The 14,459-nt window shown below is 72.0% G+C and carries 14 protein-coding genes; 10 read left to right on the plus strand and 4 right to left on the minus strand.

From position 1 onward, the window contains the following. The first annotated feature begins 32 nt into the window (after positions 1–32). From ACZ3YL_RS25980 to ACZ3YL_RS26000, 5 genes are all read left to right on the plus strand, one after another. Positions 33–1,679 (plus strand): ice-binding family protein, encoded by a 1,647-nt coding sequence (locus ACZ3YL_RS25980; protein ID WP_465660072.1) that lies wholly within the window; start codon positions 33–35, stop codon positions 1,677–1,679. A 38-nt stretch (positions 1,680–1,717) separates the two neighbouring features. Further along, positions 1,718–1,870: a hypothetical protein gene (locus tag ACZ3YL_RS25985; RefSeq protein ID WP_465660008.1), complete on the plus strand. Its 153-nt coding sequence runs from the start codon at positions 1,718–1,720 to the stop codon at positions 1,868–1,870. Between the two features lie 940 nt (positions 1,871–2,810). Further along, a complete protein-coding gene (locus tag ACZ3YL_RS25990) occupies positions 2,811–3,041 on the plus strand; it encodes a FitA-like ribbon-helix-helix domain-containing protein (protein ID WP_465660009.1) in 231 nt (76 codons plus the stop codon). Beyond that, positions 3,038–3,445 carry a type II toxin-antitoxin system VapC family toxin gene (locus ACZ3YL_RS25995; protein ID WP_465660010.1) on the plus strand — a complete coding sequence of 136 codons (408 nt, stop codon included), beginning with the start codon at positions 3,038–3,040 and terminating at the stop codon, positions 3,443–3,445. Before ACZ3YL_RS25990 ends, ACZ3YL_RS25995 begins: the two co-directional genes overlap by 4 nt. Before the next feature lie 45 nt (positions 3,446–3,490). Beyond that, positions 3,491–3,643, plus strand: a complete 153-nt coding sequence (locus tag ACZ3YL_RS26000) for a hypothetical protein (RefSeq protein WP_465660074.1) — start codon at positions 3,491–3,493, stop codon at positions 3,641–3,643. 110 nt (positions 3,644–3,753) lie between these two features. Here the strand turns inward: ACZ3YL_RS26000 and ACZ3YL_RS26005 are convergent, their stop codons facing one another. Continuing rightward, positions 3,754–4,149, minus strand: a complete 396-nt coding sequence (locus tag ACZ3YL_RS26005) for a VOC family protein (RefSeq protein ID WP_188305825.1) — start codon at positions 4,147–4,149, stop codon at positions 3,754–3,756. A 143-nt stretch (positions 4,150–4,292) separates the two neighbouring features. Here ACZ3YL_RS26005 and ACZ3YL_RS26010 point away from each other — a divergent pair, with 143 nt between their 5' ends. After that, positions 4,293–5,252, plus strand: coding sequence for a LysR family transcriptional regulator (locus ACZ3YL_RS26010; RefSeq protein ID WP_465660011.1), 960 nt, complete (start codon positions 4,293–4,295; stop codon positions 5,250–5,252). Between the two features lie 75 nt (positions 5,253–5,327). On the opposite strand, the gene ACZ3YL_RS26015 is transcribed toward ACZ3YL_RS26010, so the two are convergent. The 3 genes from ACZ3YL_RS26015 to ACZ3YL_RS26025 all read right to left on the minus strand — a co-directional run bounded on the left by ACZ3YL_RS26015 (position 5,328) and on the right by ACZ3YL_RS26025 (position 9,297). After that, positions 5,328–6,170, minus strand: a complete 843-nt coding sequence (locus ACZ3YL_RS26015) for a hypothetical protein (protein ID WP_188305827.1) — start codon at positions 6,168–6,170, stop codon at positions 5,328–5,330. A gap of 303 nt (positions 6,171–6,473) precedes the next feature. After that, positions 6,474–7,865, minus strand: a complete 1,392-nt coding sequence (locus ACZ3YL_RS26020) for a metallophosphoesterase (protein ID WP_465660012.1) — start codon at positions 7,863–7,865, stop codon at positions 6,474–6,476. A gap of 274 nt (positions 7,866–8,139) precedes the next feature. Continuing rightward, positions 8,140–9,297 carry a LacI family DNA-binding transcriptional regulator gene (locus ACZ3YL_RS26025; protein ID WP_188305828.1) on the minus strand — a complete coding sequence of 386 codons (1,158 nt, stop codon included), beginning with the start codon at positions 9,295–9,297 and terminating at the stop codon, positions 8,140–8,142. A 355-nt stretch (positions 9,298–9,652) separates the two neighbouring features. Between ACZ3YL_RS26025 and hisC the strand changes: the two genes are divergently transcribed. The 4 genes from hisC to ACZ3YL_RS26045 all read left to right on the plus strand — a co-directional run bounded on the left by hisC (position 9,653) and on the right by ACZ3YL_RS26045 (position 14,452). Further along, positions 9,653–10,738: a histidinol-phosphate transaminase gene (hisC, locus tag ACZ3YL_RS26030; protein WP_188305829.1), complete on the plus strand. Its 1,086-nt coding sequence runs from the start codon at positions 9,653–9,655 to the stop codon at positions 10,736–10,738. A 341-nt stretch (positions 10,739–11,079) separates the two neighbouring features. Next, positions 11,080–12,444: an efflux RND transporter periplasmic adaptor subunit gene (locus tag ACZ3YL_RS26035; RefSeq protein ID WP_465660013.1), complete on the plus strand. Its 1,365-nt coding sequence runs from the start codon at positions 11,080–11,082 to the stop codon at positions 12,442–12,444. Between the two features lie 2 nt (positions 12,445–12,446). After that, positions 12,447–13,244 (plus strand): ABC transporter ATP-binding protein, encoded by a 798-nt coding sequence (locus ACZ3YL_RS26040; protein WP_188305831.1) that lies wholly within the window; start codon positions 12,447–12,449, stop codon positions 13,242–13,244. Further along, positions 13,241–14,452 carry an ABC transporter permease gene (locus ACZ3YL_RS26045; protein ID WP_188305832.1) on the plus strand — a complete coding sequence of 404 codons (1,212 nt, stop codon included), beginning with the start codon at positions 13,241–13,243 and terminating at the stop codon, positions 14,450–14,452. The genes ACZ3YL_RS26040 and ACZ3YL_RS26045 overlap by 4 nt, the downstream gene beginning before the upstream one ends. Positions 14,453–14,459 lie beyond the last annotated feature (7 nt).

Raw genomic sequence — 14,459 nt, forward strand, 5'->3', positions numbered from 1 at the left:
AGAAAGGTCTTTGTCCTATGGCAGTCGATGCCATGTTGTCCGCTCCACCAGAACGAGGGCGTAGACGATCTCGACTCGCGGGAACGTTCGTCCTGCTGTCCGGATTGACGTTGCTTGCGTCGGCCGGTCTGGCCACGATTCCCGCGAATGCCGCAACGGCACAAGTGGGGTTGGGGACCGACACCAGCTATGCGGTCCTCGCGGGCTCAACCGTCACCAACACCGGACCCAGCACCATCAACGGCGACCTGGGGCTCTTCCCGGGCACCAGCGTGACGGGCTTCCCCCCTGGAGCCGTGAACGGGGTTCAGCACGTCAACGATGCGCAGGCGGCACAGGCCCAGTCCGACCTCGTCATCGCCTACAACGACGCCGCCGGTCGGGCCCCCACGGCCATCCTGACCTCTCCCGGCGACATCGGCGGACTGACGCTGACGCCTGGCGTCTACAAGGCGAGCTCGTCGCTCAACCTCACCGGGACCGTCACTCTCGACGCCATGGGCGACCCGAACGCCGTCTTCATCTTCCAGATCGGCTCCACCCTCATCACGGCTCCGTCGAGTGTCGTCAGCCTGGTCAACGGAGCACAGCCCTGCAATGTGTTCTGGCAGGTCGGTAGCTCCGCCACCATCGACGTCAACTCCTTCTTCAAGGGCAACATCCTGGCCCTCACGTCCATCAGCGTGAACCACGCCTCGGTGATCGAAGGCCGCGCCCTGGCGCGCAACGGCGCAGTCACTCTGGACGACAACACCATCACGAGGGCGGCGTGCACTGTCGGCCCCCCCGGTCCGAGTGGCCCGGCTGGTCCGAGTGGCCCGGCTGGTCCGAGTGGCCCGGCTGGTCCGAGTGGCCCGGCTGGGCCCCCTGGTGCTGCCGGTTCTCCGGGGGCGCCTGGTCCTAACGGTGCACCTGGTCCTAACGGTGCTCCGGGTGCTCCGGGTGCTCCGGGTGCGCCTGGTCCTAACGGTGCGCCTGGTCCTAACGGTGCTCCGGGTGCTCCGGGTGCTCCCGGTCCTAACGGTGCGCCTGGTCCTAACGGTGCTCCGGGTGCTCCGGGTGCTCCCGGTCCTAACGGTTCGCCTGGTCCTAACGGTGCTCCGGGTGCTCCGGGTGCTCCCGGTCCCAATGGCGCGCCTGGTGCTCCGGGTGCCAATGGTTCGCCTGGCGCCAACGGCTTGCCCGGCGCTAACGGTTCGCCCGGTGCCAACGGCTTGCCTGGTGCCAACGGCTTGCCTGGCGCCAATGGTTCGCCCGGCGCCAACGGCTTGCCCGGCGCTAACGGCCTGCCTGGCGCCAATGGTTCGCCCGGCGCCAATGGTTCGCCCGGTCCTGCCGGTCCTGCCGGCCCTGCCGGTCCTGCCGGCCCTCCTGGCCCTGCCGGGCCAACCGGCCCCGTCGCTCCCGTTGGTCCGGCTGGGCCGCCTCATCATCCAGGTGGTAACGGCGGTCAGGAGCACGGCGGCCACGAGCAAGGTGATCACGGCAACGGCCAGGGCGGTCACGAGCAGGGTGGACCGACCGAACACCCGAAGGGGGCGGGACAAGCACTGGCCGCCACTGGCTCCGGCAAATCGATTGGCATCGCGGTTGGCTCGGCGGTCGCCATCGCCCTCGGAGGCTCGGTCCTCATCCTCGTGAGGCGTAGCGGACGAGCCGCAGCCCGCCGCCGGCACTAGCCCTCGCAGGTATCCAGGGTCAGCCCATGTTCTGCTCGATGAAGATCTCCCAGAAGATCCGCGACGAGCACGGCGACGGTTCGACGGCCGTCTCGTCGGACTTCGACGCGGACGCGCTGGCGGGCATGGCGGAGAAGTCCGCCGAGTTCGCGGCCCAGGGCAACCGGGTGTACCTGCCGCCGGCCGACTGATGTCGCACCGATGCGGGCGCTGCTCCGGGAGGACTTCCCGGAGCAGCGCTTCGGCGTGGTGGGCCGATCTTCGGTCGACTGGTCCGGCACAGCGGCCATTGCTGCGCACGAATCCACTCGTGACATGGGGCCGTGCCTGGGATGATCCATGCCACGCAGCTTTGGAACGCTTTGAGCCCGGCCGAGCAGACGCTGATGCGCCGCGGTCTGTGGCAGTCTGCCTTGGCCGCAACGGTCCAGCAGTACGGAATTGATCTCCGGTGGGCCGGGGCGCAGGATGCTCCGCCGCCGCGCAGCTACACCCGGGACGAACAGCGCGCGCTGGTACCGCAGTTGGCCGCGGTTGCTCTGGACCTCGTCGAGCGCGGCCTGCTCACCGTCCGGATGCGGCAGGGTCTCGGCGCTGCCCCGACCGATCCGGTCGTGACCGGCTGGCGGCTGCAGGACGTCCTGGCCGAGCCGGCCAACTGGCTCTGGAGCCCGAAGACGGCAGCGACGTTCGACCTGCACGCCATCGAGTCCGCGTGCGAGGCGTGGCACGCGAGCGCGCTTCCGGCTGCAGCGCCTCGGTGGGCCGCCCACGCAGCAGGAGGTCGCGGAGTAGGCCGGCGCCGACCACATGATGACCTCCAAGGTCGTGCGCACGTTGGAGGACCGGGGCCTGCTGGTCCGACAGGCTCACGAGACTGACGCCCGGGCCCTGCGCCTGGCCTTGACGCCCGTCGGCCGCGGCCTGACCCGACAGGCGATCCAGGCCGCCCAGGACGTCGACTCGCTGTTCTTCGGCGATGAAGCATCCGACCTTCGCGCCACGCTGCGCCGGATGGCCGGCAGGCGCAGCGCAGGGGCTTGGCCGCTTCTCGGGGCGGCGCTCCGTCGTTCCCGGTCCCGGGCACGGCCATAATCTGCATTTTGCAGATAGCGGAGCTACAATGCAGGCATGACTGCCCTCACGATCCGGGATGTTCCGGACGATCAGATCCAGACCCTGAAGGTTCGCGCAGCCCAGGCCGGCAAGTCGCTCCAGGCGTTCATGCAGGATCTGATTGCCAGGGAGGCTTCCAGGCCCACCATGGCGGAGATGATGGAAAGGCTGAACCGGGAGACCACTGCCAGCGTCAGCGCTGCCGATGTCCTCGCTGCCATCGATGAAGGGCGAGCTGGGCGTTGATCGTCATTGACTGCTCCGCCCTCGTCCTGGCTCTCACAGCCCACAGTTCCGACGGAGAGCTCATCCGCAACCGAGTAGCCGAGGCTGGGGACGTCTACGCTCCTACCCTCCTCGACTACGAGATCCAGTCAGCCCTCCTCGGCATGCAGCGTGGCGGCAAGCTCGCCGAGAAGGAAGTGGAGAGGGCGGTTGCCGCATACCGGATGCTTCCCATTGCCAAACGGGAGACGCTGCCGTTCTGGGACCGGGTGAGGAAACTGCACGCCAATCTCAGCGCCTACGACTCCCAGTACGTCGCCCTGGCGGAAGCCCTGGGCGTACCGCTGATCACCAGCGACGCGAGGATCAAACGCAGCGGTGCGGCGAAGTGCGAGATCGAGGTCTTCACCTCGGCCCGCCCCTGACTGACGCAGCCCTTCGCAGTGGCGCCTTTGCTGACCTTCTGCTCGATGAAGATCTCCCAGAAGATCCGCGACGAGCACGGCGACGGCTCCACGGCCGTCACCGGCGACTTCGACGCCGAGGCGCTGGCCGGCATGGCGGAGAAGTCCGCCGAGTTCGCCGCCCAGGGCAACCGGGTCTACCTCCCCCTGGCCGACTGACTCACCCGCGGCCGAGCGCCGTCCCGATCGACTCGGGACGGCGCTCCGTGGTCCGCCGTCCGGTGCCCCCCGGGCCTCCCCCGTGGGGCCGGGGCGGGCAGCGCGCCGTTTCAGCTGGTGGCGTCGGCGGCGTCCTGGGGGTACCAGCGGAGTTCGACGGTGTTGCCGTCCGGGTCCTGGACGTAGAGGGAGGTGGCGGTGCCGCGGGCGCCGTAGCGGGGGCCGGGGCCGTCGAGGACGGTGAAGACGCCCGAGTCGACGACCTCCTGCCAGTCGAGGGGTTCGACGGTGAGGCAGATGTGGTCGACGTTGGACTCGTGGCGGGGGCGGTGGAACAGGTCGATGATCGTCTCGGGGCTGACCCGGACGGAGGGGAAGGAGACCTTGCCGGCCCGCCACTCGTCGACCCGGACCGGCTCCAGGCCGAGGAGGCCGGTGTAGAAGGCGAGCGACCGCTCGATGTCGGCGACGTTGAGGACCAGGTGGTCGAGGGCGACGACGCGCATGGTGATCGGCTCCGGTGGTGTGGGTTCGCTGGTGACGGGGTCAACGATCCTCCGACCCGGAGCGATCATCAATGGCGGATCACCGTACGATCGTTGAGCAGGACTAAACGATGCGGGAACGGTGCGTGGTTCGAGGGGGCGGCATGCTGGAGCGGCTGGAGACCGAGGTCTTCCTCGCGCTCGCCGGGGAACTGCACTTCGGCCGGACCGCGGAGCGGCTGGGCCTGAGCACCGGCCGGGTCAGTCAGGTGGTCCAGCGGCTGGAACGCCGGATCGGGGCCCCGCTGTTCGAGCGCACCAGCCGGTCCGTCCGGCTCACCCCGGTCGGGCGGCAGCTGGCCGGGGACCTCGCCCCGGTGGTGGCCGCGATGGAGGAGGCGGTGCGCCGGGCGGTGGACGCCGGCCGGGGGGTGACCGGTGAGCTGCGGGTCGCGTTCCTCGGGGAGTGGACGGCGCCGGTGCTGCTCAGGGCGGTCGCGCTGTTCGGCGAGCGGCACCCGGACTGCCGGGTGGACGTCCGGGAGGTGCAGCTCTCCAACTCCCGTTCCAGCCTGGAGGACGGCTCGATCGACGTGCTGGTCGCCTCTCACCCCTTCGACGGCATGGCGCTCGGCCCGGTCCTGCTCACCGAGCAGCGCGCCCTGGCGGTGCCGGCCGGGCACCCGCTGGCCGCCGAGGAGTCGGTGTCGCTCGAAGTGCTCGGCGACCACCCGGTGGTCCAGTACCCGTCCATGACCTCGGTCGGCTTCAAGCGGGACCGCACCCCCGACCGCACCCCGTCCGGCCGCCCCGTCCCCAAGGGCCCCTCGGGCAGCACGTTCTCCGAGATGCTCAGCCTGGTCGCGATGGGCCGCGGAGTCCTTCCCGTCGGCCAGCACTGCCGCCACTACTACCCCCGCCCCGACCTCGCCTACGTCCCCATCCACGACGCCCCGCCGATCCGGCGCGGCCCGGTCTGGCTCCCGGCCAACACCACCGAGCGCGTCCGCGAGTTCATCCGCGCGGCGGCCGAGGTGGCGGCCGCGGTGGACGTCGGGCTGGACGGGGAGGAACGCGCGGCCCCGGAGGCGCCGTACACGCCCCGGCCGGCGACCGGGTTCTGAGGAGCCGGCTGCCTGGCAGCGGTCCCGGATCCGGCTGCGCGGCGGCAGTCCCGGGGCGTCGTCCCCGGGGGCGGCTCAGCCGACGTCGTCCGGGCCGGTGAAGTCGGGCGGGGTGTAGCCCGGGCCGGTGAAGTCGGGCGGGGTGAAGGCGGCGGGGCGGGAGGTGCGGCCCTCGGGGTCGGTGATGCCGTCGGGGCCGGGGCTGGTGAAGGCCGGCGGGCTGTAGCCGGGGCTGGTGAAGTCCGGGCTGGTGAAGCCGGGGGCCGGGCGGCCGGGGACGGCGGGCAGCTGGGCGTGGAGGTACGGCAGCAGGCCGCGTTCGCGCAGGGCGGTGCGCCATTCGGTGCGGGCGGCGGTGAGTTCGGCGACGAGCTCCGGGTCGGTGCCGGCCGGGACGGCGGCGGCGCCGTCGCGTATGGCGGTGAGCAGCAGGCCGATGATGCCGACGGCCATGGCGGCGACGCCGGCGGCGAGCGCGACCCAGCCGGCGGTGACCATCGAGCGGCCGAGGGTGAGGCCCGAGTCGGTGGCGCGCAGCAGGTAGCCGACCAGCAGGAGGACGAGTGCGGCGGCCCAGGCGAGGATCGGGGTGAGCACGGTGAGGACGGGGAACAGCCCGGCGCCGCCGTTGGCGGAGCGCAGCTGGCTGAGCAGTCCGGGGGCGTACGGTTCGACGTCGGCGGGCGGCGGGGGTGTGGCGCGCAGGCTCTCGCGCAGCGCGGTGTAGTGGGCGTACTCGGTGGCAGCCGCGGTGTTGATGCGGTCGGCGTCGCGCAGGGCGAGGACGCGGAGCTGGTCGGTGGTGAGCGCGCCGGGGGCGCGCAGGGCGGTGAGGACGGTGCGGTCGCGCAGGGCTTCGCCGAGGAGGCGCTCGTACTCCGGGCGGTCCTCGGCGAGCAGCGGTGGGGGGTTGGACATGGGGACCCCGTTCATGCGGACCCCGGTCGGCGGCGAGGAGGCGGGACCGCATCGGGGACGCGGGACACCCTCAGGGCGCCGGGGCGGGCGCGGAGGCGGGCCGCCGGACGGGCGGCCGGGTGTGGTGTGCCTCATGGTAGGGGCGGGTGCGGCCGTGCTGACAGTCGGTTTCCGGAATTTCGCGCCCCGGGCCGCGCGCGTGCAGGGGCGTGCGCGCCGGGAACAACTGTTCCAGTGACGGTCCCGTACTGTTCCAGTGCCGGTCCCGAACTGCTCCGGCGCCGGTCCCGAATTGACCGAAGGTCAGATCGGCAGCCGCGCGACCAGCAGCCGGCCCTCCATGGTGACCCCGCCGTCCATCGCCACCGCCAGGTCGTCCGCGTACACGTACGGCCCCGGGATGTGCGGCGGCTGCCCGTCGTCCGCGTGCACCGCGCCGGTGAGGTACGGGATCGGGCTGTGCCCGTGCACGATCCGGGAGCCGCCGAAGGTGTCGAGCAGCTCGTGGACGGCCGTCGGCCCGGCGTCGCCGCGGAAGGCGAAGCGCTTGGTGAAGCGGCGGAAGCAGTCCCACCACTCGTCCACGCTGCCGTCGGCGAGCAGGCTGTGCACCGCGTCGTTGACGTCGGGGATGGACTCGCCGTACTCCAGGTACGCGGTGGTGTCGGAGTGCAGCAGCAGGTGCCCGTCCTCCAGGCCCATGGCGGGCAGCCGGGAGAGCCAGCTGATGTGGTGGGCCTCCAGCCGGTCCAGGTCGTTCTGCTGGCCGCCGTTGAGCCGCCAGGCGGCGAGGAAGGAGGCGGTGCCCGCGGTGGACTGGACGGGCTCGTCGCCGTACCTGGCGGCGCCGAGGAAGAGCAGTTCGTGATTGCCCATCAGGGCGCGGCAGTAGCCACCGGCGGCGGCGGCCTCGGCGGCGAGCTGCATGACCAGGTCGATGACGCCGATGCCGTCCGGGCCGCGGTCGGTGAAGTCGCCGAGGAACCAGATCCGGGCGCGGCCGGCCGACCAGTGGCCGTCGGCGTCGATCAGGCCCTGGTGGTGCAGTTCGGTGCGCAGTTCCTCGAGGTAGCCGTGCACGTCGCCGACGACGTAGACCGGGCCGGGCGGCTCGCCGGGGCCGGGGGCCGGGTACGGGTAGGTCGGCGCGGCGGGGTCGGGCAGCGGCGGACCGAGTTCGATGGTCGGTGGGTCGTCGCGGTCGGCGAGCTGGTCGGTGAGCTGCCCCGGGTGCTGCTCGGTGAGCTGGAGGGCCGGGGAGGGCTGGTCGGGCAGGGTGGGCTCGTAGCCGGGGTGCTCCTGGGACTCGTACCCGGAGTGGTCCTGGGCGTCGTAGCCGGGGTGGTCCTGGGCGTCGTAGCCGCCCTCGTAACCGCCCTGTCCCTGGCCCTGTCCATGGCCCTGTCCCTGGCCCTGGGGGGAGAACAGCGGTGACTGGTCGGCCGGCCCCTGGTCGGTGCCGACCGCCTGGGCGTGCACGGTGTGTCCGTGTCCCTGGCCGTCGGGCCAGTGCTGCTCCAGGTAGCGGGCGCCGCCGTAGCCGCTGTAGGTCTCCGCTTCGTACGGGGTGTTCTGGTAGCCCGGGGCGGGCTCGGGTTCGTAGTAGGTGCCGTACGGCAGCACCTCGAGGTCCGGCTGGTGGCGGGGGCCTGAGTGGGGGTGCTCAGGTCCGGGGAAGCGGTCCTCGGGTGTCATTCGCCCATCATAGGAAGACCACTCTCCCGCCGTCGTCACCTGGTGGGTATCCAATCCTCCGGAGCGTCAGCCGGGCGGTCCCGCAAGGTCCGTTTTGTCCCGGCTCGGTAGGGTCTCGTGGGGTCTCGCCGCCGTGGTGGGGGCTTCTCAGGGGGCCTCCGGGGGCCTCTCGGGGGGTGTCCCGGGCTTCCTGGAGGGCTTCCGGGGGGGCGTGGCGCGGGCTTTCCGCGGGCTTTCCGCGCGGGGCGGGCGAGGTCCGGGCCTCACCCGCCCCCTACACCTCGCCCGGCGGCCGGGGCGGGCTGACGGTGGTGCGCGGGCTCCGTCGCTGGGAGGAGGCGCGGACGATCAGCTCGGTCGGCATCAGGGTGCCGGGCGGCGGCCCGGTGCCGGCGGTGCGGAAGCGCGGTGGGAAGAGCCGGGCGATGTCCACGCCCGTCCCGGAGTCGACTCCCTCGATGGCGTCGATGAGCAGGTTGACGACGGTGGTGCCGATCTTGCGCGGCTTGAGCGAGAGGGTGGTGATCGGCGGTTCGGTGGTCGCGTAGACGTCGCTCTCGCTGCAGCAGACCAGCAGCAGGTCGTCGGGCACCCGCAGGCCGTACCGGCGGGCGGCGGCGAGCAGGTCGGTGCCGTTGGGGTCGAACAGGCCGTACACGGCGTCCGGGCGGTCCGGGCGGGCGAGCAGCCGGTCGGCGGCGACGGCTCCGGCGGCCGGGTCGTGGGCCGGGTAGGCCTCGTACACCGGCTCCTGGCCGACCTTGGCGCACCAGCCGAGGTAGGCCTCGGTGGAGAGCCGGGTGTAGGTGTCGGTGCTGGTGCCGGTGAGCAGGCCGATCCGGCGGGCGCCCGCTTCGGAGAGGTGGTCGAGGATGCCGAGCACGGCGGCCTCGTGGTCGTTGTCGACCCAGGCGGTGACCGGGCAGTTGCCGGGCTTGCCGTCGCTGACCACCGGCACGCCGGACCGGTACAGCTCGCTGACCAGGGGGTCCTGGTCGGGCGGGTCGATCACCACGGTGCCGTCCAGGGCGATGTTGCCCCAGACGTCGTGGCGGGAGGAGGCGGGCAGCACCACCAGCGCGTAGCCGCGGCCGAGGGCGGCGCTGGTGGCGGCCCGGGCCATCTCGGCGAAGTACGCGAACTCGGTGAAGGTGAAGGGTTCTTCGCCGTACGTCGTGACGGTCAGTCCGATCAGGCCGGATCGTCCGGTGCGCAGGGTGCGGGCGGCCGCCGAGGGGCGGTAGCCGAGGCGCTCGGCGACCTCGCGCACCCGGCTGCGGGTCTCGTCGGGTAGGCGGCCCTTTCCGTTCAGCGCATCGGAGACGGTGGTGATCGACACTCCGGCGGCTGCTGCCACATCCCGGATGCCGGCCCGCTCCAGACGCCGTGAGGTGGTGGGCCGCCGACCGCTCTGGTTGGCTGCTGCTGTCATGGCGGACCGATCGTATGGCTCCTGACAAGGGTCTGTGACCGGCGCATCGGGAGCCTTCGGAGATACGTTTCTCCAAGAGCGATCCCGGGTGCGCCCCTTCGATACCCTCCTGAAACCAGCCGACTTACCTCTGACATGTGCCAAAGGAACCGGGCAGAATGGCTGATCTGCGCCTGTCACCCGTCCGGGCATCTCACTCCTACGGGTGAGGGTGGTCGGTATCGTGCAAGACACCCGACCGGGGTGGTCCGGGCGCGCCCCGCGATCCCGGGGGCACAGCCGGGTCCCGGGGTGCGGCGGCGATCCCGACCGTACGAGGGCGGGCCGACCGGCAGAGACACGAAGGAGTACGACCGTGAGCAGTGGTACCTCAGCGCAGGGCCCGCGCCTGCGCCCGAGCCTGGACGGCATCCCCACCTACAAGCCCGGCAAGCCGGCCGGCGCCGACGCCTACAAGCTGTCCTCGAACGAGAACCCGAACGACCCGCTGCCCGGCGTCCTGGAGGCGGCGGTCGCGGCGGCCGGCTCGTTCAACCGCTACCCGGACATGGGCGTCAGCGAGCTGACCGCCGTCCTCGCCGAGCGCTTCGGCGTGCCCACCGAGCACATCGCCCTCGGCACCGGCTCGGTCGGCGTCGCCCAGTCGCTGGTGCTGGCCACCGCCGGCCCGGGCGACGAGGTGATCTTCGCCTGGCGCTCCTTCGAGGCCTACCCGATCATCACCCAGATCGCCGGCGCCACGCCCGTGCCCGTCCCGCTCAAGGCCAACGGCGACCACGACCTGGACGCGATGCTCGCCGCCGTCACCCCCGACACCCGGCTGATCTTCGTCTGCAACCCCAACAACCCCACCGGCAACGTGATCCACCGCGCCGAGCTGGAGCGCTTCCTGGACGCCGTCCCCGGCGACGTCCTGATCGTCGTCGACGAGGCGTACATCGAGTTCATCCGCGACCCCGAGGTGCCCAACGGCATCGACCTCTACCGCGACCGCCCCAACGTCTGCGTGCTGCGCACCTTCTCCAAGGCGTACGGCCTGGCCGGCCTGCGGGTCGGCTTCGCGATCGCCCACGAGCCGGTCGCGGCCGCCCTGCGCAAGACCGCCGTCCCGTTCGGCGTCAGCCAGCTCGCCCAGGACGCCGCCGTCGCCTCGCTGCGCGCAGAGGAGGCGCTGCTGGTGCGGGTGGAGGCGCTGGTCGGGGAGCGCGACCGGGTCGTCTCCGGGCTGCGCGCCCAGGGCTGGGACGTCCCGGACTCGCAGGCCAACTTCGTCTGGCTCGGGCTCGGCGAGCGCTCGGCGGACTTCGCCGCGGCCTGCGGCGAGGCCGGGGTGATCGTCCGGCCGTTCCCGGAGGGCGTGCGGATCTCGATCGGCGAGGCCGAGGGCAACTCGATCTTCCTGGCGGTGGCGGAGGCCTTCCGCAAGGAGATCGAGGGCTGAGGTCCGTCGGGCTTCCCGTTCTTTCCGTTCTTCCGATTGTTCCTGTTCTTCCTGCCGTTCCCGTTCTTTCCGTTCGCAGGGGCGCCCTCCGTGAGGGGTGCGCCCCTGCGGCGTTCCGGTGCCCGGGGGCTGGGGGACGGGAGTGGTTTTCTGAGGAAACCCTCCCGGATGACCGGGGATCGCTGGGAGAGCGCTGGGAGTTCGGCCAACGTCCGCCCAGGCACCGGCCAAGCTGCCCGCGCGGGGTGGGCGGTTCGGGCGGAATGCCCGGATCCGGCCGGTCAGTCTCCTCCCAGCCGGTGCCCAGGGCAGCGCAAGAGCACCCGGCGAAGCTGTGCGCCATGAAGGTGCTCCCACGGCGGCGAGGTGCCGTCCTCGTCAACTCAGCGCTCGGCGTGGCTCTGCTGGGCGGTGCGGCCCTGGTGTACGCCACGGTCGACGGCAGCGGCGGCACGGCCGCCGCCAAGCCGGCCGCCCGTACGGCGACCGTGACCAAGGGGACGGTCCTGGCCACCGTATCCGGAACCGGCACACTGGCCTCCCCGACCGACGCGGCCCAGGACTTCGCCACCGGCGGGCGGCTCACCGCCGTCAAGGTCGCGGTGGGGGACGCCGTCAAGAAGGGCCAGGTGCTGGCGACGGTCGACACCACGGCGGCCCAGCAGCAGGTGGACGCCGCCCAGGCGGCGCTCACCACCGCGAATGCCAACCTCACCAAGGCGCAGGCCGGGGTCACCACGACGACCACCGAACCCCTGCCCGGCGCCACCACCCCTCCGTCGAACAGCGGCGGCGGGGGCGGTGGGGGTCGCGGGGCGGGCGGGAGCAGTACGCCCGCCCCGCAGACCACCACCATCACCACCACCAAGGTCGACGACGCGGCGGTGGCCCAGGCCCAGCAGCAGGTCGCGACCGCGCAGACCAACCTCACCAACGCCCAGGCGGCGCTGACCGGTACGACGCTCACCGCCTCGGTGGACGGGACGGTCGCCTCGGTCTCGGCGAAGGTCGGGGACACGGTGGGCGCCTCGGCCTCGGGCTCCTCGGCCTCCTCCGCCAAGTCCTCCGGGTCGAGCGCGGGTTCGGGCACCCCGAGCGGCTTCATCGTGCTGACCAACCCGACCGGGATGCAGGTCACCGCCAACTTCTCCGAGCTGGACTCGCTCAAGCTGAAGAAGGGCGAGGCGGCCACCGTCACGCTGAACGCCCAGTCCGACACCAAGCTCAACGCGACCGTCCTGTCGGTCAGTTCGCTGCCGTCGAGCAGCGGAAGCGGCGCGGCCGGCGCCTCCGCCGTCCAGTACGCGGCCACCCTGCAGCTCAACGGGGACACCAGCACCCTGCGCACCGGCCTCAGCGCCACCGTCCAGGTGATCACCGGCGAGGCCGACAACGCGCTCTCGCTGCCGACCTCGGCGCTGTCCGGCACCGGGGCCTCGCGCACCGCGACGGTGGTGCACGAGGACGGGACCACCGCGCGGGTCGACGTCGGCGTGGGCGTCGAGGGCGACAGCACGGTGCAGGTGGTCTCCGGACTCAACCAGGGCGACAAGGTCGAACTCCCCACCACCAGCGGCAACAACGGCTTCCCGAGCGGGTCCTTCCCGGGCCTGGGCGGCGGCGGTGGCCGGGGCGGCAACGGCGGCGCGGTCGGGATCCCCGGTGGCGGCGGTGCCGGTGGCGGCGGCCGGGGCGGTAAGGGCTGAGCATGCAGCACGTCATCGACAACCGCGTCCCCGCGCACCCCGTACCGGTGATCCGGATCAGCCGGCTCACCAAGTCGTACGGGCACGGCGACGCCACCGTGCACGCCCTGCGCGGCCCGTCCCGGCCCGGGACGGACGAACCGGCGGGCGTCGACCTGGACATCGAGCAGGGCGACTACGTTGCCGTGATGGGCAGTTCGGGCTCCGGCAAGTCCACCCTGATGAACATCCTCGGCTGCCTCGACGTCCCCACCTCCGGCCGCTACCTGCTGGACGGCACCGACGTCGGCCACCTGGACGAGCAGCAGCTCGCCCTGGTCCGCAACCGCAAGATCGGCTTCGTCTTCCAGTCCTTCAACCTCGTCCCCCGCACCACCGCCCTCGCCCAGGTCGAGCTGCCGCTCGCCTACGCGGGCGTCCGGGCGGCGGAACGCCGGCGGCGGGCGCTGGCCGCGCTGTCGCTGGTCGGCCTCGGCGAGCGGTCCGGGCACAAGCCCAACCAGCTCTCCGGTGGCCAGCAGCAGCGCGTCGCGGTGGCGCGGGCGCTGGTCACGGCCCCGGCGATGCTGCTCGCGGACGAGCCGACCGGGAACCTGGACAGCCGCTCGACGGAGGACGTGCTGGGCCTGATCGACGGGCTCAACGCCACCGGCCGTACGGTCGTGCTGATCACCCACGAGGACGAGGTCGCCCGGCACGCCAAGCGGGTGCTGCGGCTGGTCGACGGACAGATCGTCAGCGACGTCCGGCAGGCGCCGGTGGACGGGCCGCCGCCCGCGATGCCGGGGGTGCCCGCATGATCCTCTGGCAGACACTCCGCTTCGCGGTCGGCGGCCTGGCCGCCAACAAGGTGCGCTCGGCGCTCACCATGCTGGGGGTGCTGATCGGCGTCGCCTCGGTGATCCTGCTGCTGGCGGTGGGCAACGGCTCGTCCCAGGCGGTGAAGGACTCGATCACCTCGCTCGGGACCAACTCGCTGACGGTCAGCGCCGGTTCGGCGTCCGGTGGCGCGCGGGCCACGTCGTCGGTGAAGAAGCTGACGGTCGCCGACGCCAAGGCGCTGGCGAGCGACGCCGACTCCTCGGCGATCAAGTCCGTGGCGCCGGTGGTGACGACGAGCGGGACGGCGCTGTACGGGAACGTCTCGTACAGCCCCGGTTCGATCGTCGGGACGTACCCCGCCTACTTCGAGACCTCCAACCAGAAGGTCTCCCACGGCGAGTACTTCACCGATGACGACGTGCTCGGCTCCCGCAAGGTCGCGGTGCTCGGCGCCACGACCGCCAAGCAGCTGTTCGACACCGAGGACCCGGTCGGGAAGAAGATCGTGCTCGGTGGGACACCGTTCACGGTGGTGGGCGTGCTCGCCGCCAAGGGCGGCAGCGGGTTCACCGACCCCGATGACGTGGTGATCGCACCGCTGCCGACCGTGCAGAACGCGTTCACCGGATTCGGACCGGTCAACCAGATCCTGGTGCAGGCCTCCTCCGCCGACACCACGACGGCGGCGCAGTCCGACATCACCCGGGTGCTGCTCGGCACCCACGCCATCGCCGACCCGACCAAGGCCGACTTCCGGATCACCAACCAGGCGTCCCTGCTGACGGCTCGGGAGAGCACGACCAAGACCTTCACCGTGCTGCTCGGCGCGGTCGCGGCGATCTCGCTGCTCGTCGGCGGGATCGGGATCACCAACATCATGCTGGTGACGGTGACCGAGCGGACCCGCGAGATCGGCATCCGCAAGGCGCTCGGCGCCCCCCGGGCCGTGATCCTCGGGCAGTTCCTCACCGAGTCGACCCTGCTGTCGGTGATCGGCGCGGGGTTGGGCGTGGCCGCCGGGATCGTCGGCTCGCACTTCAGCATCGTCGGCATCAAGCCGGTGGTGATCCCCGCCTCGGTGCTCGGCGCGTTCGGCATCGCCGTCGCCATCGGACTGTTCTTCGGCAGCTACCCCGCCAACCGGGCCGCCTCACTGCGGCCGATCGACGCCCTCCGGCATGAGTAGGAGCACT

It is taken from the genome of Kitasatospora sp. NPDC023176 (assembly GCF_055560495.1).

What these genes read in the sequence shown, in the direction of transcription:
- ACZ3YL_RS26035 (WP_465660013.1), top strand. Translation starts at nt 11,080, where the DNA reads ATGAAGGTGCTCCCACGGCGGCGAGGTGCCGTCCTCGTCAACTCAGCG.
- ACZ3YL_RS26025 (WP_188305828.1), bottom strand. Translation starts at nt 9,297, where the DNA reads ATGACAGCAGCAGCCAACCAGAGCGGTCGGCGGCCCACCACCTCACGG.
- ACZ3YL_RS26005 (WP_188305825.1), bottom strand. Translation starts at nt 4,149, where the DNA reads ATGCGCGTCGTCGCCCTCGACCACCTGGTCCTCAACGTCGCCGACATC.
- ACZ3YL_RS26040 (WP_188305831.1), top strand. Translation starts at nt 12,447, where the DNA reads ATGCAGCACGTCATCGACAACCGCGTCCCCGCGCACCCCGTACCGGTG.
- ACZ3YL_RS25990 (WP_465660009.1), top strand. Translation starts at nt 2,811, where the DNA reads ATGACTGCCCTCACGATCCGGGATGTTCCGGACGATCAGATCCAGACC.
- ACZ3YL_RS26010 (WP_465660011.1), top strand. Translation starts at nt 4,293, where the DNA reads ATGCTGGAGCGGCTGGAGACCGAGGTCTTCCTCGCGCTCGCCGGGGAA.
- ACZ3YL_RS26015 (WP_188305827.1), bottom strand. Translation starts at nt 6,170, where the DNA reads ATGTCCAACCCCCCACCGCTGCTCGCCGAGGACCGCCCGGAGTACGAG.
- ACZ3YL_RS26020 (WP_465660012.1), bottom strand. Translation starts at nt 7,865, where the DNA reads ATGACACCCGAGGACCGCTTCCCCGGACCTGAGCACCCCCACTCAGGC.
- ACZ3YL_RS25985 (WP_465660008.1), top strand. Translation starts at nt 1,718, where the DNA reads ATGAAGATCTCCCAGAAGATCCGCGACGAGCACGGCGACGGTTCGACG.
- ACZ3YL_RS25980 (WP_465660072.1), top strand. Translation starts at nt 33, where the DNA reads ATGTTGTCCGCTCCACCAGAACGAGGGCGTAGACGATCTCGACTCGCG.
- ACZ3YL_RS26000 (WP_465660074.1), top strand. Translation starts at nt 3,491, where the DNA reads ATGAAGATCTCCCAGAAGATCCGCGACGAGCACGGCGACGGCTCCACG.
- ACZ3YL_RS26045 (WP_188305832.1), top strand. Translation starts at nt 13,241, where the DNA reads ATGATCCTCTGGCAGACACTCCGCTTCGCGGTCGGCGGCCTGGCCGCC.